The 19,198-nt window shown below is 61.2% G+C and carries 20 protein-coding genes; 10 read left to right on the top strand and 10 right to left on the bottom strand.

Features of this window, described 5'->3' with window-relative positions; all coding sequences use genetic code 11:
• The first annotated feature begins 236 nt into the window (after nucleotides 1–236).
• Nucleotides 237–980: an acetoacetyl-CoA reductase gene (gene phbB, locus U4Y88_RS13640; RefSeq protein WP_224012662.1), complete on the top strand. Its 744-nt coding sequence runs from the start codon at nucleotides 237–239 to the stop codon at nucleotides 978–980.
• A 49-nt stretch (nucleotides 981–1,029) separates the two neighbouring features.
• On the opposite strand, the gene U4Y88_RS13635 is transcribed toward phbB, so the two are convergent.
• From U4Y88_RS13635 to U4Y88_RS13615, 5 genes are all read right to left on the bottom strand, one after another.
• Nucleotides 1,030–1,410, bottom strand: coding sequence for a hypothetical protein (locus U4Y88_RS13635; RefSeq protein WP_321784507.1), 381 nt, complete (start codon nucleotides 1,408–1,410; stop codon nucleotides 1,030–1,032).
• 72 nt (nucleotides 1,411–1,482) lie between these two features.
• Entirely contained in the window at nucleotides 1,483–2,703 is a 1,221-nt protein-coding gene (locus tag U4Y88_RS13630) for an MFS transporter (protein WP_310632686.1), read from the bottom strand.
• Nucleotides 2,704–3,044: 341 nt separating this feature from the next.
• On the bottom strand, nucleotides 3,045–4,283 hold the full coding sequence (locus tag U4Y88_RS13625; protein ID WP_321784505.1) for a type II toxin-antitoxin system HipA family toxin: 1,239 nt from the start codon (nucleotides 4,281–4,283) through the stop codon (nucleotides 3,045–3,047).
• Nucleotides 4,280–4,555 (bottom strand): helix-turn-helix transcriptional regulator, encoded by a 276-nt coding sequence (locus U4Y88_RS13620; RefSeq protein ID WP_321784503.1) that lies wholly within the window; start codon nucleotides 4,553–4,555, stop codon nucleotides 4,280–4,282. Before U4Y88_RS13620 ends, U4Y88_RS13625 begins: the two co-directional genes overlap by 4 nt.
• A gap of 400 nt (nucleotides 4,556–4,955) precedes the next feature.
• The gene (locus U4Y88_RS13615; RefSeq protein ID WP_321784501.1) at nucleotides 4,956–5,135 is read right to left on the bottom strand and encodes a hypothetical protein; all 180 of its coding nucleotides are present in this window, start codon (nucleotides 5,133–5,135) and stop codon (nucleotides 4,956–4,958) included.
• Between the two features lie 289 nt (nucleotides 5,136–5,424).
• On the opposite strand from U4Y88_RS13615, the gene U4Y88_RS13610 reads away from it, so the two are divergent.
• The 5 genes from U4Y88_RS13610 to U4Y88_RS13590 all read left to right on the top strand — a co-directional run bounded on the left by U4Y88_RS13610 (nucleotide 5,425) and on the right by U4Y88_RS13590 (nucleotide 11,505).
• The gene (locus tag U4Y88_RS13610; RefSeq protein ID WP_290371121.1) at nucleotides 5,425–5,982 is read left to right on the top strand and encodes an H-NS histone family protein; all 558 of its coding nucleotides are present in this window, start codon (nucleotides 5,425–5,427) and stop codon (nucleotides 5,980–5,982) included.
• Between the two features lie 958 nt (nucleotides 5,983–6,940).
• Nucleotides 6,941–8,290 (top strand): MFS transporter, encoded by a 1,350-nt coding sequence (locus U4Y88_RS13605; RefSeq protein WP_224012655.1) that lies wholly within the window; start codon nucleotides 6,941–6,943, stop codon nucleotides 8,288–8,290.
• A gap of 37 nt (nucleotides 8,291–8,327) precedes the next feature.
• The gene (locus U4Y88_RS13600) at nucleotides 8,328–9,353 is read left to right on the top strand and encodes an amidohydrolase family protein (RefSeq protein ID WP_224012654.1); all 1,026 of its coding nucleotides are present in this window, start codon (nucleotides 8,328–8,330) and stop codon (nucleotides 9,351–9,353) included.
• A gap of 2 nt (nucleotides 9,354–9,355) precedes the next feature.
• Entirely contained in the window at nucleotides 9,356–10,039 is a 684-nt protein-coding gene (gene ligK / locus U4Y88_RS13595; RefSeq protein ID WP_310632680.1) for a 4-carboxy-4-hydroxy-2-oxoadipate aldolase/oxaloacetate decarboxylase, read from the top strand.
• Between the two features lie 134 nt (nucleotides 10,040–10,173).
• Nucleotides 10,174–11,505: an MFS transporter gene (locus U4Y88_RS13590; RefSeq protein WP_224012652.1), complete on the top strand. Its 1,332-nt coding sequence runs from the start codon at nucleotides 10,174–10,176 to the stop codon at nucleotides 11,503–11,505.
• Between the two features lie 36 nt (nucleotides 11,506–11,541).
• Here the strand turns inward: U4Y88_RS13590 and U4Y88_RS13585 are convergent, their stop codons facing one another.
• Nucleotides 11,542–11,898, bottom strand: a complete 357-nt coding sequence (locus U4Y88_RS13585) for a hypothetical protein (RefSeq protein WP_321784499.1) — start codon at nucleotides 11,896–11,898, stop codon at nucleotides 11,542–11,544.
• A gap of 39 nt (nucleotides 11,899–11,937) precedes the next feature.
• Between U4Y88_RS13585 and U4Y88_RS13580 the strand changes: the two genes are divergently transcribed.
• Nucleotides 11,938–13,044, top strand: coding sequence for a leucine-rich repeat-containing protein kinase family protein (locus tag U4Y88_RS13580; protein WP_321784497.1), 1,107 nt, complete (start codon nucleotides 11,938–11,940; stop codon nucleotides 13,042–13,044).
• Between the two features lie 62 nt (nucleotides 13,045–13,106).
• Here U4Y88_RS13580 and U4Y88_RS13575 read toward each other — a convergent pair whose 3' ends face one another.
• From U4Y88_RS13575 to U4Y88_RS13565, 3 genes are all read right to left on the bottom strand, one after another.
• The gene (locus U4Y88_RS13575; protein WP_321784495.1) at nucleotides 13,107–13,553 is read right to left on the bottom strand and encodes a hypothetical protein; all 447 of its coding nucleotides are present in this window, start codon (nucleotides 13,551–13,553) and stop codon (nucleotides 13,107–13,109) included.
• A 119-nt stretch (nucleotides 13,554–13,672) separates the two neighbouring features.
• Complete coding sequence (locus tag U4Y88_RS13570; protein WP_310632676.1) at nucleotides 13,673–14,278, bottom strand: hypothetical protein; 606 nt, start codon at nucleotides 14,276–14,278, stop codon at nucleotides 13,673–13,675.
• Nucleotides 14,279–14,517: 239 nt separating this feature from the next.
• A complete protein-coding gene (locus U4Y88_RS13565) occupies nucleotides 14,518–15,495 on the bottom strand; it encodes a dienelactone hydrolase family protein (protein WP_321784493.1) in 978 nt (325 codons plus the stop codon).
• 431 nt (nucleotides 15,496–15,926) lie between these two features.
• Between U4Y88_RS13565 and U4Y88_RS13560 the strand changes: the two genes are divergently transcribed.
• The 3 genes from U4Y88_RS13560 (at nucleotide 15,927) to U4Y88_RS13550 (ending at nucleotide 18,444) form a co-directional block, all read left to right on the top strand.
• Entirely contained in the window at nucleotides 15,927–16,223 is a 297-nt protein-coding gene (locus U4Y88_RS13560; RefSeq protein ID WP_321784491.1) for a 4Fe-4S dicluster domain-containing protein, read from the top strand.
• Nucleotides 16,224–16,298: 75 nt separating this feature from the next.
• Nucleotides 16,299–16,649 (top strand): hypothetical protein, encoded by a 351-nt coding sequence (locus U4Y88_RS13555; protein ID WP_321784489.1) that lies wholly within the window; start codon nucleotides 16,299–16,301, stop codon nucleotides 16,647–16,649.
• A gap of 256 nt (nucleotides 16,650–16,905) precedes the next feature.
• Entirely contained in the window at nucleotides 16,906–18,444 is a 1,539-nt protein-coding gene (locus tag U4Y88_RS13550; protein ID WP_321784487.1) for a methyl-accepting chemotaxis protein, read from the top strand.
• Nucleotides 18,445–18,587: 143 nt separating this feature from the next.
• Here U4Y88_RS13550 and U4Y88_RS13545 read toward each other — a convergent pair whose 3' ends face one another.
• Nucleotides 18,588–19,184: an EF-hand domain-containing protein gene (locus U4Y88_RS13545; RefSeq protein WP_321784486.1), complete on the bottom strand. Its 597-nt coding sequence runs from the start codon at nucleotides 19,182–19,184 to the stop codon at nucleotides 18,588–18,590.
• Nucleotides 19,185–19,198: the final 14 nt, after the last annotated feature.

Raw genomic sequence — 19,198 nt, 5'->3', positions numbered from 1 at the left:
TGTGGCGCTCGCGCTCGAGCGCGCCTGATCCGCCTTGAAGGAATGCGGTGGTCCCGCTGGCGCCGGCGTGCTGGCGGGACCACCCGAAAGAGTTCGCGCAATATTAGACGTGAGTAAAACCCGCGCGCGCTGGCTTGCAGCGTCCCCACACACGACGTCTGCCGGGCAACGAACAACGTGACGGACCCAGTGGCGTCACGCCATTATTTGATAATCGACTCTCGCGGATATACAGGATGACTAATCGTATTGCATTGGTAACGGGCGGAATGGGCGGTCTTGGCGAAGCGATCAGCGTGCGCCTGCACGACGCGGGTTACAAGGTCGTGGTAACGCACTCCCCCGACAACGCCGGAGCGAATGACTGGCTGTCGCGCATGGAATCGGCGGGCCGCACGTTTCGTGCGTACTCGATGGACGTGGCCGACTACGATTCGTGCCAGCGCGGTGCCGACAAGATTCAGAGCGAAGTCGGCCCGATCGACATTCTGGTGAATAACGCCGGGATCACGCGCGACATGACGTTCCGCAAGCTCGACAAGGTGAATTGGGACGCGGTGCTGCGCACCAATCTCGACTCGATCTTCAATATCTCGAAGCCCTTGTGCGACGGCATGGTCGAGCGCGCGTGGGGCCGCATCATCAACATTTCGTCGGTGAACGGTTCGAAGGGTTCGGTGGGGCAGACCAATTACGCGGCGGCGAAGGCGGGCATGCACGGCTTCACCAAATCGCTGGCGCTCGAAGTCGCGCGCAAGGGCGTGACGGTGAATACGATTTCGCCCGGCTATCTCGCGACGAAAATGGTCACCGCGATTCCGCAGGACATTCTCGATGCGAAGATCCTGCCGCAAATTCCGATGGGCCGTCTCGGCAACCCGGAGGAAGTGGCCGCGCTCGTGCTGTTCCTGTGTTCGGACGACGCGGGTTTCGTGACCGGCGCGAATATTCCGATCAACGGCGGGCAGCACATGCAGTAACGTAACAAAGCGCGCGCGCCTTACCGCGCGCGCTTCGCTTTATCCGCCATTATTTCGGCAACACGCTCTTGCGGCCGCGATTGCGCGGCTTGGGCTCCACGCCCACGCGCGGATCGCGCGCGAGCACGAGGGCCGTCATCTCCTCGACGACCGTTTCGAAGGCCGGATCGGCCTGCGAGATATACAGCCATTTCCCGAGCACGGGATGCGGGCGCAGCGCCGGCATCGTGTCGATCAGCGCCGAGTGGCGGTCTTTCGACGTGCACACGAGCATGCCGCTCCACGGCTCGCCGCGATCGGCGGCAATCAGACACAGCAGGCCGTCGATATAAGCGGCGTCGCAGCCGAACATCAGCTTGTGGACGTAATTCGGTTCGCGCTCGAAGGCGTCGAAAATCCAGTCCAGCGAATTGCGAATGGAAGACGGCATGGCGTATAGGTCCTCGACGGTCCCGCCGTGCGCGGGACCTCGCAAAACATCATACGTGATGGCGCGCGACGCTCAGGCCTTGCGGTCGAGCGCGAACGACACCATCAGCACGGCGATGCCGAGCGCCGCGAGAATCGCGCCGACCCAGCCCGTTGCGATCCAGCCGAAACCCACCGCGATCACGATGCCGCCGAGCCACGCGCCCAGCGCATTGGCAATATTGAACGCGCTGTGATTGAGCGCGGCGGCGAGCGATTGCGCGTCGCCGGCCACGTCCATCAGGCGCGACTGGAACGCGGGCGTGCAGGCCGAGCCGAAGCCCACGCAGAACAGGATCGGCAACATCGACCAGACATGCGGCGCGGCGACCACGAACACCAGCAGCACGACCGCCGTGAACGCGTACATGCCGAGCATGGTGCGCTTGAGCCAGCGGTCGGCGAGCCATCCGCAGGCCATGTTGCCGAGAATCATGCCGAGACCGATCAGGGCGAGCGCCCACGGCACATGATGGCTCGCGACGTGCGTGACTTCGGTGAGCGTGGACGCGACGTAGCTGTAGACCGAGAAAATGCCGCCGAAACCGACCGCCGAGGCCAGCAGCGTGAGCAGCACTTGCGGACGGCCGAGCGCGCCCAGTTCGGTCAGCGGGCTCGCCTTGTTCGACATCGGCAAGCTGGGCACCGACCACGCGATCATGCCCGCCGTGACGAGCGCGATGATCGCGACCGCCGCGAAACACGCCTGCCAGCCGAGTCCCTGGCCGAGCCAGGTGGCGACCGGTACACCGATCACATTCGCGACGCTCAGACCCAGCATGACCTTGCCGATGGCCGCGCCGCGTTTGTGCGGCGGCACGAGCGCGGCAGCGGCCAGCGCCGCGAGACCGAAATACGCGCCGTGCGGCAGACCGGCGATAAAGCGGCTCACGAGCACGAGCGTGTAGCTGTGGAAAATCGCGCTCGCGCCATTGCCGATCGCGTAGAGCAGCATCAGCAGAATCAGCAGCGCGCGGCGCGGCATGCGTGCGAGCAGCACGGTGATCAGCGGCGCGCCCACGACGACGCCCGCTGCATACGCGCTGATCATGTGGCCCGCTTGCGGAATCGAAACGTGCAGGTCGCCGGCCATGTCGGGCAGGATGCCCATCGCGGCGAATTCGGCGGTGCCGATGGCGAATCCGCCGAGCGCGAGCGACAGTTCCGCGACGCCGAGTCCGTGAGGCGGTTCGATGGGCGGCACGACGCGCTCGATTTGTTCGTCGCGAAAGGGGGTTTCTGCGGAGGCACTCATGGGTTTTTTCTAAAGACTTATTGCGTACTGAATGGGCCGATGACCCATTTTGGTGTGGTGGAAATCGGGTTTGATGGCTGCGGCTTTATTTGTGCAGCAGTTTGGTGCAACGGATTGGTGTAACGGATCGGCCCAAATACGGGCTCGAAAGCGCGGCGCAACGCGATTGCACAGACGAATGGCGTCGCCGGCCGCATGGAACGGATTGCAGGCGTCAATCACCATTCATGAGCGACTCGGCGATTTGCCAGGCGAGACCGGAACGCAGGGTATCACCTGTCGTTCAATCGCGCATGACAACGCCGCATCAACTCGCATTCAATTTCGCGTTCAACTTCGCATCAACGCAGCTTGGGCCGTGCGACGGGCTTCACGCCCGCATGCTCGATGGCGTGCCGCATCCGCGCGAGCAAATCGCCTTCCCGATAACGCGAGTCGGCTTCGAAGCGGTCCGCGACGCGCTTATAGGCTTCGCGCAGACGCGTCATGATGCGCTCGGCTTCCGTCGCGCGCAGACCGAGCCGCTTCGCGTACGCCACGAGTTCGGCGGGCACCGGAAAGGTTTTGCTCTTATGCAGGTTCAGTGCCATGCGGCCGTCGAGGTCGGGATAAACGTCGGTGCAGACCACATCGAACACGGGCGCGAGACGGCGCGCACCGGTGGGATCGGCGTAGAGAATGCCGATGTTCTTCATATGCGCGTCGCCGTCGCGCAGCAGGCACGAGAGCGCCACGCGCTCGAACAGCCGCCGTTGCTGCAACGGTTCGCCGCGCGTGTAAATGTCGACCGCTTTCGCGATCATCTCGTAACTGCCTTCGTATTTCGCCTTGCCGGTGAGCACGCTCATATCCTCGAAACCGAGCGGCGTGCCGTCGGGCAGACGATCGAAGCGCGACATCACGAACAGCCGTCCGTCACTCGACAGCCAGAAGTCCGGCGTTTCCAGCCCGGCTTCTTTCGCTACCGACATGCAGAAGAATTCATTGCGCGCGAGGCCGGGAAAATCCTCGCCTTCCGCTTTCACGATGACGGTTTTCAGCGGCAACGTGGTGTGTTCGAGCGGCGGTTTTTGCGCGGGCGATTCGCTCGCGAGCGGCACCAGCGCTTTCGGCTGCACGCCGGAAATGCCCGAGCCTAATGCGTATCGATCGATGAGCCGCTCGAACAGGCGCCCCGATGGCGACGAAAGCAGTTCGTCGAGTTGCTCGCCTTCGCCTTCGGGCACGCGCTCGCCGGGCACCGAATACGTGAGGCGGCCGATCTGATTGCGGCCCGCGAGAAAGAGCAGAAAGAGATCGCTGGGCGCGCCGTAACGCGCGAGACGATCTTCGATCACGAAGCGCAAATAGCCTTCGGGACGATTCATGGCGAACACGCCCATCAGGTCGCCGCTCGCATAACTCTCGCGGCGCACCGGCATGGTCAGCGAGACGGCGGCCGCGTCGGGCACCGCGCCATAGTTGAAGACGAAGCGGCTTTCGCGCGCGAGCAAGCCGCTCGATCCTTGTGGCGTATGCACTTCGAGCTGGCGGATCTGCCGCAGCAGACGCTCGAAGTCGAGCGCGGCTTCGGTGCTCATTCGTATTCCTTGAACACGTCGGGCAAATCTTCGAGCGCCACGGAGCCGATCGGGCGCAGCACGAGTTCGTAGCCGAGCGCGTTCGCCATCCGGCAGAACTCTTTTACGCCGACGCTGCCCGTGCGTTCCGCATTGGTGATCGTGCGGCGCGCGACGTCGGCTTGCTCGGCGAGCGTCTGCTGGGTGAGCTTGCGTTCGCGCCGGGCCGCCCGCAGGCTCCCGGCGAGGCGCTCGACGTTGGAAATCGGTTCGTTGGGGCTATTTTTGCGCATGATAGTGCGCATAGTAGTCTATCTGGACGATGGTTGCGCGGAATTTTGCGCATTTTCGCGGGTGTTATGTGCCGTGACGATGGCTAGAAATGCGCATGATTATGCGTATTCTATGTATAAGACTTAAAATTGCGCAAAATTGTGCGCACTGAATTTCGTGTGTCGAGAAGCTCCGCACGCGTTCGCACCGACTTTCAGCACACACGCCGCGACGCTCAACGCTTCGGCTTCTGCTTCATGCGATCGGGTATCGCCACGCTCGCCAGCCTCAATCCGCGCTGACACACATCGACATTGACGCATTCACAACACGCTTCAATGACGCTCCATTTCGCCATGACAATTCACTTGCCGATCTCAGCGCGCTACCTTGCATTTGCATCGCGTTGCTTCATCGTCATCAAAAGAAAAACGCAAACGCACGCAACCGCAAATTCCGATCACCGAAATCGCGGTGCCGGTCTTGCATGAAAAATGCGGCAAAGACATCGCGCGACTTTTTTTGCGCGGCAATAGAAGCCTGCACGAGCTCTTGCGCAAGCATCGCGCGTTTCAATTTTTGAAACTTCGGATCGAGCATAGCGAATGCATCAAGCGCGCAAGACATGGCATGCGAAGCGAAGTATGGGTGGGTATTGGGTTTGCTGTTCGCTTACCGTGAAAGCGTTCGAAAGATTTTCGTGGCGAAAAAGCCAATTTCACCACGTCTATTGATCGAATACGGACACGCAATTTGCATGTGTCAGCGCTTTGCCTTCATAATCTGCGTGGCGCAATGATATCGCCACTATGTCTCCGGCCAAACTTCGAGATGCCAAAGAAGTTTTTCAGGCAAAGCCTGGAGACGCATTCCTGACAGGGAGGGAAGAATGGTTACGCTCGATTCGATCAACTTGAAAATTGCAAAACTCCAGAAGCAGGCTTCCGCAATGGCGGAAAAGCAGACTTCGGTCGGCCTCGCTAAAATTCGCGATCTGATGCACAAGCATGGCTTGAGCCTCGTCGATATCGAACGCTTCGTCGGGAAAAAACGCGGCCGCAAGCCGGGCGTCAAGTCCGCGAATGGCGCGCTGAAAACCACGCGTGCAAGCGCACCGGTCGCGCCGAAATACGCCGACCCGAAAACGGGCGCAACGTGGACCGGCCGCGGCCGTGCTCCGGCCTGGATTCGCGACGTGAAAGACCGCTCGAAATTCCTGATTGCCGGCGCCGTGGAAAGCAAGGCGGCGGCAGCAAAGAAAGCACCGGCAAAACGCGCTGCCGCGAAAAAGACGGTTGCAACGAAAAAGGCAGCAGGCCGCCGCGCCGCAGCACCGGCTGGCGTCACGCGCGCTCGCAAGACCGTCGCCGCGAAAAAGCGCGGTGCGCCGCGCAAGACGGCTGCAAAAGCGCCGGCTGCTGCCGCGCCCGCAGCGGCTGCCGAATAAAGCGGCTTAAAGCCGTTCAAAGCCGATAACCGTAGCTGGCGGTGCGTTGCTCCGCCTTTTCCGATAGCGCAGCGCTGGCTACGGTTTTCGACGGCGCTTTTCGATCGCGTTTTCGACGGCGTTTTCAACAGCATCACCCATCGCTTTATCTCTCCGCGTTTCAATTCCGTTGACCGCTTCATTAGCTGCTTGCTTCAGCAGTGAACGGACTTTTCTTTTGTTCCGCTAGTCCTCGCAATCTCAAGCCGCACTCTGCTGCGCTGCGCCATTTTTAATCGATCTCAGCGAATTGCCGGTGAGCCAAATCGCGCCGTGGTTCGAATTCATCCGATTAACGTTGAGCGTGACTCACGCGATATCGCGTCCGCCAAAGTTGATCAGGGTTCCGAACGATTGAAATCGCGTCTGCACATTTCGTTCGCGTTCGGCTTTCATGAAGCTGTCGTTTGTCGTACCGCGAGTTTTTTTGTCTCGCCTGCCCGACGGCTTTCCGCACGCGAGATCCGCGCAAGCGCACTGCGTTTCGCGAATGACCGCAAGCTTCCCGCATCCGCCGAATGTGCCCACGAGGCGTACCCAGGGCGTTCCCTGGCTTTCACGGCGACGCATCGAGCCCGATTGCGAAGTCTTGCAATCCCCATCTGTTTCACTTATCGGCTTGTTCGCGCGCCGATGCGTTCGCGCCCCGCGCGGGGGTTCGCTACAAGCCACGCCGAGCCTTATGCGGCTTGGCTTTCAGCCCTGCAAGGCAGCCTCGAAAAGCATCCGGTTGCCCCTTGCATTCCACGCGCGACGGCTTGACCTGTGGTTAACCCGTAGTAGCCTCGCGTCAGTCGTCTCCTTATTGTCAGCGCCAATCGACCGGAAGATGCCGGCGAGCGCGGGTAGACAACATGAATTCGCGGTGCGCGTTGCACGGATGTGCGGGCAGCACCGCCATGACAGAGGAGACGAGGCAATGGCGGGGAGCAGGGTTATCGACATCAAGGCCTTTATCGACGAGCAGAAAATTACGGCGTACCAGTGGCTGCTGGTCGCGCTGTGCTTTCTCGTCGTGACGGCGGACGGTATGGACGTGGCGATCATGGGTTTCGTCGCGCCGCCGATTCTCCACGAGTGGGCGATTTCCCGTCCCGCGTTTGGCCTCGTCATGAGTGCGGCGCCGCTCGGTCTCGTGATCGGCGCGCTGGTTGCGGGTCCGTCGTCGGATCGCTTCGGGCGCAAGGTGGTGCTGTTGTCGTCGATTTTCGTATTTGGGATCTTCACGATCGCGACGGCGTTCACGAACACGCCGACTGAAATGGCGGTCCTGCGTCTGCTGACCGGTATCGGTCTCGGCGCGGCGATGCCGAACACGACGACGCTGCTGTCGGAGTACGCGCCGCAACGCAAGCGCGCGCTGATGATCACCATCATGTTCACGGGCTTCAATCTGGGCTCGGCGCTGATTGGTTTCGTCGCGGGCTGGCTGATTCCGACGCACGGCTGGCGCACGGTGCTGATCGTCGGCGGCGCGCTGCCGCTGCTGATGATCCCGCTGCATCTGTGGCTGCTGCCGGAATCGGCGCGTCTGCTGGCGGTGCGGGGTGCGGCTTCGGCGCGCATCGCGCAGATCCTGAACCGCGTCTGCGAAGGCCGCTTCACGGGTGAGGAGCGCTTCATCTCGAACGAGCCGCCGGTGCCGTCGCGCAAGCCCATCGGCATCCTGTTCTCGCAGGGCTATGGCGCGATGACGCTGCTGCTGTGGGTGACGTATTTCATGGGCCTGCTGGTGATTTATCTGCTGACGGGCTGGCTGCCGACGCTGATCAAGGACGCAGGTCTCTCGGTGACGGTCGCGGCCAACGTGACGGCGATGTTCCAGATCGGCGGCACGATCGGTGCGGTGATCGTCGGCTGGCTGATGGACAAGACGCGCCCCGCGCCGGTGATCAGCGCGGCGTATGTGGGCGGCGGCCTGTGCGTGCTGGCAGTCGCTTCGGTGGGCGCGCTGTCGTCGAGCCTGACGATGCTGGTGTTCGCCGCGGGCTTCTGCATGAGCGGCGCGCAGACGGGGTTGAATGCATTCGCGCCGGGCCGTTACCCGACCCAGGCGCGCGCCACGGGCGTGAGCTGGATGCTGGGCATGGGCCGCTTCGGCAGCATTTTCGGCTCGGCGATCGGCGGTGCGCTGCTCGGTCTCGGCTGGGGTTTCGAGTCGATTCTCGCGACGCTGGCGGTCCCGGCGGTGCTGGCGGCCATCGCGATCCTGTTTGCTCAGCGCACGAGCGTGGCGGCGGCGAACGCGACGGTGGGCGCCTCGCATTGAACCGTTTCAAGAATTTTTCATGTAGTACGGAATACTGATGATCATTGACATCCACGGTCACTACACGACCGCTCCCAAGGCGCTGGAGACGTGGCGCAACCGCCAGATCGCGGGCATCAACAGCCCGTCGGAAATGCCGTCCGTCTCCGAGCTGAAGATCAGCGACGACGAGCTGCGCGAATCGATCGAGCAGAACCAGCTGCGCCTGATGCGCGAGCGCGGTCTCGACCTCACGGTGTTCAGCCCGCGCGCCAGCTTCATGGCGCACCACATCGGCGATTACGAAGTCTCCGCCACGTGGGCCGCGATCTGCAACGAGCTTTGCTATCGCGTGAGCGAGCTGTTCCCGGAGCATTTCATTCCGGCCGCGATGCTGCCGCAAAGCCCCGGCGTGGATGTCGCCACCTGTATTCCCGAACTCGTGAAGTGTGTGGAGCAGTACGGCAACGTCGCGATCAATCTGAATCCCGATCCCTCGGGCGGTCACTGGACGAGCCCGCCGCTCTCCGACCGCTCGTGGTACCCGATCTATGAAAAGATGGTCGAGTACGATATTCCGGCAATGGTGCACGTGAGCACGAGCTGCAACGCGTGCTTCCACACCACGGGCGCGCATTATCTGAACGCGGATACCACGGCGTTCATGCAGTGCCTCACGTCGGATCTGTTCCGCGATTTCCCCACGCTGAAGTTCGTGATTCCGCACGGCGGCGGCGCGGTGCCGTATCACTGGGGCCGTTTCCGCGGTCTCGCGCAGGAAATGAAAAAACCGCTGCTCGAAGAGCATCTGCTGAAGAACATTTTCTTCGACACCTGCGTGTATCACCAGCCGGGCATCGACCTGCTGACGAAGGTGATTCCGGTCGACAACATTCTGTTCGCGAGCGAAATGATTGGCGCGGTGCGCGGTATCGATCCGCAAACGGGCCATTATTTCGACGATACGAAGCGCTACGTGGAAGCCGCGGACATGAACCCGGACCAGCGCTACAAGATTTACGAAGGCAATGCGCGTCGCGTGTATTCGCGCCTCGACGCCACGCTCAAGGCACAAGGACGTTGAACATGACTGAACTCGGAGTGGTTTATCGCAACATCGCGCGCGCTGAACGCCGCGCGGCGGACGAACTCGGCGCGCTCGGCAGCGCGACCGTGCACGAAGCCATGGGCCGCGTCGGCCTGATGAAGCCGTATATGCGGCCGATCTACGCGGGCGCGCCCGTGAGCGGCACGGCGGTGACGGTGCTGCTGCATCCCGGCGACAACTGGATGATGCACGTGGCCGCCGAACAGATTCAGCCCGGCGATATCGTGGTCGCGGCCATCACGGCCGAATGCACCGATGGGTATTTCGGCGACCTGCTCGCGACCAGCTTCCAGGCGCGCGGCGCGCGTGCGCTGATCATCGACGCCGGTGTGCGCGACGTGAGTGTGCTGCAGGAAATGGGTTTCCCGGTGTGGAGCAAGGCCATTTCGGCGAAGGGCTGCATCAAGGCGACGCTCGGCTCGGTCAACATTCCCGTGGTGTGCGCGGGCGCGCTCGTGAATCCGGGCGACGTGATCGTGGCCGATAACGACGGCGTGGTCGTGGTGCCGTCGGCGAAGGCCGTCGACACGCTCGACAAGGCCATCGCACGCGAATCGTTCGAAGGCGAAAAGCGCGCGAAGCTCGCTTCGGGCGTGCTGGGGCTCGACATGTACAAGATGCGCGAGCCGCTCGAAAAGCTCGGGCTGCGTTACATCGACTGAGTTCGCTGCGTGGTCGACTTTGTTGTTGCGCTTCGGCGCACGCAAGTGAGTGTTTGAGCAGCAATTTAAGCAGCAATTAGAGCCGTAGTTTGAGCATCAGTGTGAGCATCAAGCAGGGCGGAAGGAGACAGAGCATGTTCAAGTGGTACACCGAGTTGACGAAGCAGGAGAAGCGCACCTACTGGGCGTGCTTCAGCGGCTGGGGACTCGATGCGATGGATACGCAGATGTATGCGCTCGCGATTCCCACGCTGATTGCGCTGTGGGGCATGACGCGCGGCCAGGCAGGCATTCTGGGCACGACGGTGCTCATCATGGCCTCGCTGGGCGGCTGGATCGCGGGTATTCTCGCCGACCGCTACGGACGCGTGCGCGTGCTGCAGATCACCATTCTGTGGTTCTCGGCGTTCACGCTGCTCTCCGCGTTCACGGACTCGTTCTGGCAACTGATGATCACGCGCGGGCTGCAAGGTCTGGGCTTCGGCGGCGAATGGGCCGTGGGCGCGGTGCTCATCAGCGAAACGATCCGTCCGCAGGTGCGCGGCCGCGCAGTCGGTTCGCTCCAGGCGGGCTGGGCCGTGGGTTATGGCGTGGCCGTGCTGCTCTCCACCTTGCTGTTCAACACGCTCGAACCGGCGCTCGCATGGCGCGTGCTGTTCGCCATCGGCCTGCTGCCGACGCTGCTCGTGCTGTGGATTCGCCGACACATCAAGGAAGCGCCGGTGTTCGCGCAGATCCAGCGCGAACACGCCGAGGACCGCCCGAGCATCTGGGAAGTGTTCGCCGCGCCCACGCGCGTGACGACCTTCAAGGCGATCCTGCTGACGTTCGGCATTTACGGCGGCAACTACGTGATGATCACGTGGCTGCCCGCGTATCTGAAACTCGCGCTGCATCTGTCGATCACGAATGTCGGCGGCTATCTCGCGATCAACATTCTCGGCTCGTTCGCGGGTGCGTTCCTGAACGGCTGGATGGCGGACCGCTTCGGCCGCCGCCATACGTTCATCGTGATCGCGTGCCTGCAGGCGATTGCGGTGGCGACGTACACGCTCGCGCCGATCACGCTGCCGGTCACGCTGGTGCTCGGCTTCGTGCTCGGCACGCTGCAATCGGGCACGGCGGCGGGCACGGGCGCGTATATCGCCGAATTGTTTCCGACGCGTATTCGCGCATCGGCGCAAGGGCTCTGCGGCAACGCGGGCCGCGCGATCGGCGCGATCATGCCGACGATGGTCGGCGTGCTGAGCGCCAAGCTCGAACTCGGCGCGGCGATGGGCATCTGCGCGTGCGTCTCGTATCTGCTCGTGGTGACGGCGGCGCTGATGCTGCCCGAAACGCGCGGCCGCGATCTTTCGCAGGTCGCAACGGATGACGCGGCGCGCGCCAACGACGCGCAAATGACGGACGCGCGCCTGCAACGCGTGAGCGTCACGGACGACACGGGCGGCACGCGCCGTCCGTAAAACGGACCCGATCGAGCAACGGCGCCGCGTGGAATCTCACGCGGCGCCGTTGTCATTTCTGCTTGCCGAAACGGTGTTCGAACGGCGCGAAATCGCGTCATCGCCGCCTTCGCCGCCTTCGCTGATCGTTACCGCTAGAATTGGCAGCGTGGACGCCGCTTGCACGCGCGCCCGCGACTCCCTGCCATTCTCCGATTCGATCCACGCGTGACGACCGCCACCCTCGAACAACTGCGCGCCGGCCGGCTGGCTGGCGCACGACAGCTCAAGCTCGCTTGCGGGTTGACCGAATTCCCGCGCGAGATCTTCGACCTCGCCGATACGCTGGAGGTGCTCGACCTCTCCGGCAACGCGCTGACTTCGCTGCCCGACGACCTGCCGACGCTGCGCCATCTGCGCATTCTGTTCGCCTCGAATAATCCGTTCACGGAGTTGCCGCCGATGCTCGGCGATTGTGCGTCGCTGAGCATGGTCGGCTTCAAGTCGAACCGAATTCGTCACGTGCCGGCGAGCGCGCTGCCGCCGAAATTGCGCTGGCTGATCCTCACCGATAACGCTATCGATACGTTGCCGCCGGAAATCGGCGAACGTCCGCAATTGCAGAAACTGATGCTGGCGGGCAACCGCCTGCGCGCGCTGCCCGAGACGATGGCGGCGTGTGAGCGGCTCGAATTGCTGCGTGTGTCGGCGAATCGGCTCGATGCGTTGCCGGATTGGCTGCTGCATTTGCCGAGGCTCGCATGGCTCGCGTATGCGGGCAATCCGCTGAACGCCGCGCGCGAGCAGACGGCACTGGGCGATGCATCGGTGCCCGATATCGACTGGCATACGCTAGCGCTCGGGCAAACGCTCGGCGAGGGCGCGTCGGGCGTCACGCATCGCGCGACGCGTCTGTTGAAGGACGGGCATCCGGTCGAGGCGGTCGCCGTGAAGCTGTTCAAGGGCGCGGTGACGAGCGACGGCTTGCCGGAGCTGGAAATGGCCGCTTGTTTGCAGGCGGGGCTCCATCCGAATCTGATTCCGGTGCTGGGCAAGGCCGCGGGGCATCCGCTTGGCGAGCACGGGCTCGTGATGGCGTTGATCGATCCGGCGTTCGGCAATCTTGGCGGTCCGCCGAGTCTTGAGTCGTGCACGCGCGATGTCTATGCGGCCGATGCGTTGTTCGACCGCACGGCCGCGCTGCGGATCGCGCGAGGGATCGCTTCGGCGGCGCGGCATCTGCATCGGCGCGGGATCATGCATGGCGATCTGTATGCGCACAATATCCTGCATGACGGCGCGGGGCATGCGTTGCTGGGGGATTTCGGCGCGGCGTCGCTGTTTGATGCGCGTGACGCGTCGCTGGCGCAGGCGCTAGAGCGGATCGAAGTGCGGGCGTTTGGGTGTCTGGTTGAGGAATTGGGGCAGCGGCTGGCGGGGGACGCTGGCGATCTTGCTGCGGGGTTTGAGGCGCTGAGTGCGGATTGTTTTGCCGAAAGCGTTGAGGATCGGCCTTCGTTTGATGAGGTGGTCGAGCGGCTGGCGGCGATTGGCGGTTGATTGCCGCGTGGAAGGCATTGCACCGGCCGGACAATGAATCCTCCGGCCGATGCGTGCGCGGACTACGCGGCGGCAACGAAATCGGGATCTTCGAAAAGCTTGCGAAGCAGATCCTGAAATATGGCCGATGTCTGATTCAGTCCGTCCGATGCCGCGAGTACGGCAAGAAACTGCGAATCCCACTGCTTGCTCACGCGCAGGACCTTGTCGTAGCGGATGGTCTGATCTCGCCTGACGACAAAATGCGCCACCAGTTCCGCCTTGCCGTCCGATACGTGAACGTCAAGCAGCGTTGCTTCGATAGCCTCGGTTGCGCTGCTGTCGTAATTGCCCGCAGTCGACAATTCGGTGCGTAGCGCCCCGTTCAGATAGGACGACCACGAACCGCTACCCGGCGCTGCGAATCGAATGGTTCGCACCGATGTTTGCGCGCTGGACGGGTCGGCGCCGGTCGTTACCCGGTAGCGAGCGCCAGCAGGAAGACGCGCCAGCGTCATCTGGTTGGCCACGCTGACCTGGTAGGGCAACAAGCGTACTGTGGCGCAACCGCTCAGGGTGAGTAAGCCAGCGAGAACGATGGATTCGACAGCCGCGCGGACCCGTCGCCGCGTGGTTGCGTGGCAGCGGCTCACCGCGCCAGGTCCGACGCCTGATCGATTTCTTCCAGGCTCTTGGCCACGATCTGCTTGAGCATCGTATCGGTGGCCTGTTGAATGGGCATCGGCTGCAGGCCTGCAGGGCCGGACGCGTTGCCGATCGTCGCGTAGATGGCGTGCTTGACCACCTTGGTCACCGCATCGTGTCCAGGCTCGATGTAGTTGACGGTGCAGACGTAACCATCAGTGACCATCGTTCCCACCAGCCCGAAGGTCAGTCCGCTGCCAAAGCCTTTAGCGGCGAGATTGTCGGTCAGCGGGACGTTATCGATCGAAATGGACAACTTGCGCCCGGACGGCACGGGGTCGTACGACACCTGACTAAACAGGCCGGATTGCGACAGCTGTTCATGGACGAGTGGTTTAGACGCTTCGGTGGCGCTCGCATTGGTTACCCCTTTTGTCTGGAACTCAAAGAGCAACTGAATGGGCTGAGGGCTCGCGGGCTTCTTCAGATCCGCGTAGTGGGGTTCGCCAAGCGAAGGGTCAACGTAGGCGTGTATTGTCATGCAAGCAGAGAGTGACAGCGCGAGACAAATCGCACTCGCCAATCCGATTGCGCGTTTAGCGTTAAACATGTGTATCCCCGGATTATTCGGATTATGTGGAAGAACAGCGAAGCCCTCTATTCGTGGCGCGATGATGCTAATTACATCGGCCTTACGATTGACCCAGAGGGGACGCTATTCTATCCACGGTCAGCACATTCGATGCTCTGTGCTTTATGACCGGGGTCATTTCTCTTTGAAAGAATGTAAACGCTATACGACTAATCTGATGTGGGAATCAGCGATGACCTGGACGAAGCGCAGCGAAGCTAGGGCTTCAGCACGGCATTGACGATCTCGCGGACCGCCGCTTTGGCTTTGGTCGCCGCATCCTCGTCGTATGCAATGGTTGTCCCACGCTCAATACACGAATCGCTATAGCTAAACGGTTGTTTCGTTTTTGCGTCAACGAGCCGACCTCTTTCAATCTCCACCGTCCGGCAATTTCGCGTCGTCTGCGCTTGCGATAGCTGCTGAGGTTGTTTGAGCGCCCGGGCGTCGAAGAAGTGACTCGCGCCGCTGTATTCGGTCAATTGAACGTCCTTCACTTTCGCTTTCAGGCGTTCCAGATAAGCACGGCATGGCGCGACAGGATTGTAATTGTCCGCCGTCCCCTGAAAAATACGGACTGGTTTGTCGACCATATCTTCGTCTTCGAGATACGTGTAAGTGCAGTCAGGATAGAACGAGACGAATGCCGCAAATTGGGTGCCGGTTTGGGCGTGCATCTTCTGGAACCGGCTCAGGCTCGCATACAGTGCGTTTTGCCCGCCACGCGAAAATCCCATGAGCATGATCCTGTCCGGATCTATTCTCGGGTGCTTCGAAAGCGTTGCGAGTGCTCGATAGGCGTCCTCGGTCTGCGCCAGGCGGCCGAGTTGGGATTGATCATTGATCGTATTGGCAATGCCTCGCCCCGAGAAACTGTCGAGTACAAAAGTCGCGACACCGAGCGAAAGAAAATACGTCTCCCAGTCGATGACGCTGCTGCCGACCCCGCCGGACCCATGCAGCAGGATGACAAGCGGAAGCCGGTCAGTGCCGCTGCGGGGAAGCCGAAGTTCGCCGGCGACCGTGACAGGTTTGCCATCCTCCCGGCCACCGAGAAATTCCTGATCACTGAGCGTCACCGACGGAATCGGGATGACTTCCATCCGCGTGACCTGCGCGTGTCCGGCGTTCGCCAGGCAACTGAACACGCAGATCAAGACGATTCGAATCGCAGCGTAGGGGTTTGTCGTCAACACGGCGTCCCTCCTTTCGGTCATGGTTCGCGTGATGCCTAACGAGATTCAGTATAGACAGAAGCATGAAGCGCGCGGTCGATTGCCTTGAGATTCAACTGGGAGCGCTTATTCGCTTATGTCACGGTTCCGCGCGTGTTTTCGACATGCTCAATGTCCGCTGGCTCGATATCAGTCTGCAATCGTTCCACTTACCTGGATGAACTCCGGGAAGCGCTAACTGACCTTACATCGATATTTCGAAACCTTCCGGCTGCTAACAAAATGAATGCGGTCGACGGCCAGCCAGTCATATTTTTCCACTCCCCACAATATCCACGCACCTGAATCGTCTTCAAGTGCATGGAATGGCCACACGCACGCACTGACCGACCGGAACGGCGATATCGCCGTGACGTGGGTCCGTCTGCGCATGCAACAAGGGGAGATGGAACATGAGAAAGGATTCATCGGTTGACTGCAAACAAAAGCCGGGTGTGATCGCGCCAGTCGTCGATTTGAAACGTTGTGAAGGCAAGGGCGATTGTCTGGAAGTGTGTCCAGAGAACGTGTTCGAGATTCGGCGCATCGATGAATCCGACTATCTCAAACTCAATGTGCTGCATCGCTTCAAACTGCGTGTGCATGGAATGAAAGTCGCCTACACGCCGAACGCAAACGCGTGCCGGTCGTGCGGTCTTTGCGTGAGCGCATGCCCGGAACGCGCGATCAAACTTGCCAGAACGGCTTAGCATCCTTTCCGCGCTTCGCCGGATAGCCGACTTCTCTTCGCGTACCCGATCCTCTTCTATAGGCCTCGAAAAAGAATGAGCCGTGAAAATCACCCGGACGATGCAATGCGGACGGTCTGCGCGCGATTCGGCGCAACATTTGCGGGATGCGATATGCGCTTGAAAGTGGGCATCTCTCGCAATGTCAGGGAAGGCGTGCGGCCGATTCATGGCATTCGTCTCGAACCGGAAGGCGATACGTGCGGCTGGTACCTCTGGGCAGGCGAGTTTCGCGACGATCTGGATTTTTTCGTCCCATTGCATGCGGCCCATCTTCATCAATGGGCGCCGCTGGTCGTCCCTTATCTGGGACTGGCTCCAGGATGGAGATTCCTGATCACTGAAACGTATGAGGACGTCTGGCTGGATCCGCAGCCGCCGTTCTAACTGGCCTTTCGAACACAACGAAGCCGTTCAACAGGGTTGCGGCATTACGCCGCGCCAGCACGCCGTATCCACTCACGCCTCGCCCGCAATACGCGGCCTCACGCCATTTCGAGCGTGCCGGCAGTCGCCGCAACGCGCGTTGCGTCGTGACTTGATAGGTGCAAACCCTAAAGATTTTTTTAAGTTCTGTCGTAAGTCACCGTAGATGAAGTGTTTCTGTCCACGGTAGCAAGACTTTCCTGCAGGTAAGAAAAATATGTTGAACGGCTTCACAATCAAGGCGAAAGTGGGTTTATCAATGCTCGTACTCGGCGCATTGATGATTATGATCGGCGCGCTTGGCTTGTATGGTATGTCTTCGAGCAATCGCGATTTCGGCGATACCCACAACATTAAAATGCCCGGCATGTTGGCCGCGGCCATGGCCAATCTGAACGTCGCGCGCGAAAGACTGAATTACGACCGCGCCGTGATTCAGATCGGTACACCGTCCGTCGATGTGGCCATCGAAAAGGCCCACGCGTTTCGCCAGGCTGCAGCCAAGCAACTGAAGATTTACGAAAACCTGCCGGACGCGCCAGGCGAAGCGGATTTGCACGACGCCGTCCGCAAGACCTATGAAGCCCATCAGCAACTGCTCGATCAGGGATGGGCGGCAGTCAAGGCGGGCGATGCGCCGACGGCACAACGCATCGCGGGTGAACTCGCCGGGCAATTCAACGCCTACGCGAAGTCCAACGAGGCGCTCTTTGCCTTCCAGCAAAACAGCACGGATAGCGCCTTTCAGGATGCAACCGCTCGATATGAGCGCATCAGGGCGATCAGCCTGATTGCGATCCTGGTCGGTCTTGCGCTGGCGGGATACGCGTGGTTCATGTTGAGCCGCGCGATTGGCGTGCCGTTGTCGATCGCACTCGAACATTTTCAGGCGATTTCCAAAGGCGATTTGACGCGCCCGGTGCACGTCCATTCACGCGACGAAATGGGCCAATTGCTCAACGGTTTTTCGGCGATGAAAACGGCGCTGACCGAAACCGTGAGTTCCGTACGCAGCGGAAGCGCGGCTATTGTGCAGGCGACCAGCGAAATTGCCGCGGGCAACCTCGATTTGTCGTCGCGTACCGAGGAACAGGCGTCGGCGTTGCAGGAAACGGCCGCGAGCATGGAGCAACTGACCGGCACCGTCAAACAGAACGCGGAAAATGCGAAGCACGCGAATACGTTGGCCGGGACCGCGTCGGAAACCGCGCAGCGAGGCGCGAACGTGGTCGAGCAAGTCGTGTCGACGATGAGTGAAATCAACGATAGCTCGGCGAAGATCGCGGACATCATCTCGATCATCGAAGGGATCGCGTTTCAGACCAATATTCTCGCGTTGAACGCCGCCGTGGAAGCCGCGCGCGCGGGCGAGCAGGGCCGCGGATTCGCGGTCGTTGCCGGCGAGGTGCGCACGCTGGCGCAACGTTCGTCCAGCGCGGCGCGGGAAATCAAGGATTTGATCGATACGTCGGTGTCGCGCGTGCGTTCGGGCACGACGCTGGTCGACGACGCCGGCCGCGCGATGCGCGAGATCATCACCGCGATCAAGCGTGTGACGGACATCATGGGCGAGATCACCTCGGCGTCGCAGGAGCAGAGCAACGGCATTGGTCAGGTGGCGGTTGCCGTCGGCCAGATGGATGAAGCGACGCAACGCAACGCGGCCCTTGTCGAGCAGTCTGCCGCTGCCGCGCAGTCGCTCGAAGACCAGGCCGGGAAACTGCGCGAGACCGTGGCGGTTTTCCAGCTGGCTTGATCGTTGGGAAGTGAGCGGTTTGTCGATCGTCGTTAATCGGTAACGATCGATCGACTGGATTTAAAGCTGCGCCGGCACACAAACTTGCATCGCAACGTATTTTGCGACCTGATGCAAGGGTTTGTGCCGGCGTGTTTCGTTTGCTAGCCGAGATTTTTCCAGAACGTTTCAGCCAGGCTCAGGCCGGCGCTCAGGAAATTGTCGGTTTTGGTTTGATCGAGATTGCCGTCCGCATCTCTTGTGTAGGAATCCAGAAGATTGTTGAACACCTGGCTTCCGCTCGCAATGCTTTTGCTCACGCCCTTCACGAACTCGGTCAGCGATACCTGACCGTCGTCGGACGTATCGAAGCTGCTGAAAAGCTGCTTGACGTCGTCGGCGCCTACGCCGATGCGCGAGAGTTGAGCCTGGAATTCGTCGAGCGACAGGGAGTCGTCGTTGTTCGTGTCACCCTGCACGAACATCTGGGGCGCCCATGCCACCGCGAGCGGTGTCGCGCGCAGTGTCTGCGTTTCGGCCGCGCCGGTGCTCGTATTGATGGCCGTGACCGTTTTCTGGGTCGAAAAGCTGTTGAGCGTGTCGCGATCGGGCGAATCCGATGAAGCCGACTGCTTTTGCGCGAAGTTGAAATACGCGTCATAAGCAGCGGTCGAACCGGTCACTGAAGATATGGACATCACGGAATCCTTTGACGAGTGGTGTTGGGTGGGCCGCAAAATGCCGTGCGGCCGTGCAGACATTCACTCTGGATTTC

The sequence above is a fragment of the Paraburkholderia sp. J94 genome (assembly GCF_905220285.1).
In the GTDB taxonomy this organism is placed as follows: domain Bacteria; phylum Pseudomonadota; class Gammaproteobacteria; order Burkholderiales; family Burkholderiaceae; genus Paraburkholderia; species Paraburkholderia tropica_A.
Note: the sequence above shows the minus strand (reverse complement) of the source record. Positions and strands in the feature narration are given on the sequence as shown.

Coding starts and splice junctions, on each gene's coding strand:
- U4Y88_RS13590 (WP_224012652.1), top strand. CDS start 10,174: ATGTTCAAGTGGTACACCGAGTTGACGAAGCAGGAGAAGCGCACCTAC.
- phbB (WP_224012662.1), top strand. CDS start 237: ATGACTAATCGTATTGCATTGGTAACGGGCGGAATGGGCGGTCTTGGC.
- U4Y88_RS13550 (WP_321784487.1), top strand. CDS start 16,906: ATGTTGAACGGCTTCACAATCAAGGCGAAAGTGGGTTTATCAATGCTC.
- U4Y88_RS13570 (WP_310632676.1), bottom strand. CDS start 14,278: ATGTTTAACGCTAAACGCGCAATCGGATTGGCGAGTGCGATTTGTCTC.
- U4Y88_RS13605 (WP_224012655.1), top strand. CDS start 6,941: ATGGCGGGGAGCAGGGTTATCGACATCAAGGCCTTTATCGACGAGCAG.
- U4Y88_RS13625 (WP_321784505.1), bottom strand. CDS start 4,283: ATGAGCACCGAAGCCGCGCTCGACTTCGAGCGTCTGCTGCGGCAGATC.
- U4Y88_RS13615 (WP_321784501.1), bottom strand. CDS start 5,135: ATGCTCGATCCGAAGTTTCAAAAATTGAAACGCGCGATGCTTGCGCAA.
- U4Y88_RS13620 (WP_321784503.1), bottom strand. CDS start 4,555: ATGCGCAAAAATAGCCCCAACGAACCGATTTCCAACGTCGAGCGCCTC.
- U4Y88_RS13585 (WP_321784499.1), bottom strand. CDS start 11,898: ATGGCGCAGCGTCGGCAGGTCGTCGGGCAGCGAAGTCAGCGCGTTGCC.
- U4Y88_RS13555 (WP_321784489.1), top strand. CDS start 16,299: ATGAGCCGTGAAAATCACCCGGACGATGCAATGCGGACGGTCTGCGCG.
- ligK (WP_310632680.1), top strand. CDS start 9,356: ATGACTGAACTCGGAGTGGTTTATCGCAACATCGCGCGCGCTGAACGC.
- U4Y88_RS13630 (WP_310632686.1), bottom strand. CDS start 2,703: ATGAGTGCCTCCGCAGAAACCCCCTTTCGCGACGAACAAATCGAGCGC.
- U4Y88_RS13635 (WP_321784507.1), bottom strand. CDS start 1,410: ATGCCGTCTTCCATTCGCAATTCGCTGGACTGGATTTTCGACGCCTTC.
- U4Y88_RS13610 (WP_290371121.1), top strand. CDS start 5,425: ATGGTTACGCTCGATTCGATCAACTTGAAAATTGCAAAACTCCAGAAG.
- U4Y88_RS13545 (WP_321784486.1), bottom strand. CDS start 19,184: ATGTCTGCACGGCCGCACGGCATTTTGCGGCCCACCCAACACCACTCG.
- U4Y88_RS13560 (WP_321784491.1), top strand. CDS start 15,927: ATGAGAAAGGATTCATCGGTTGACTGCAAACAAAAGCCGGGTGTGATC.
- U4Y88_RS13600 (WP_224012654.1), top strand. CDS start 8,328: ATGATCATTGACATCCACGGTCACTACACGACCGCTCCCAAGGCGCTG.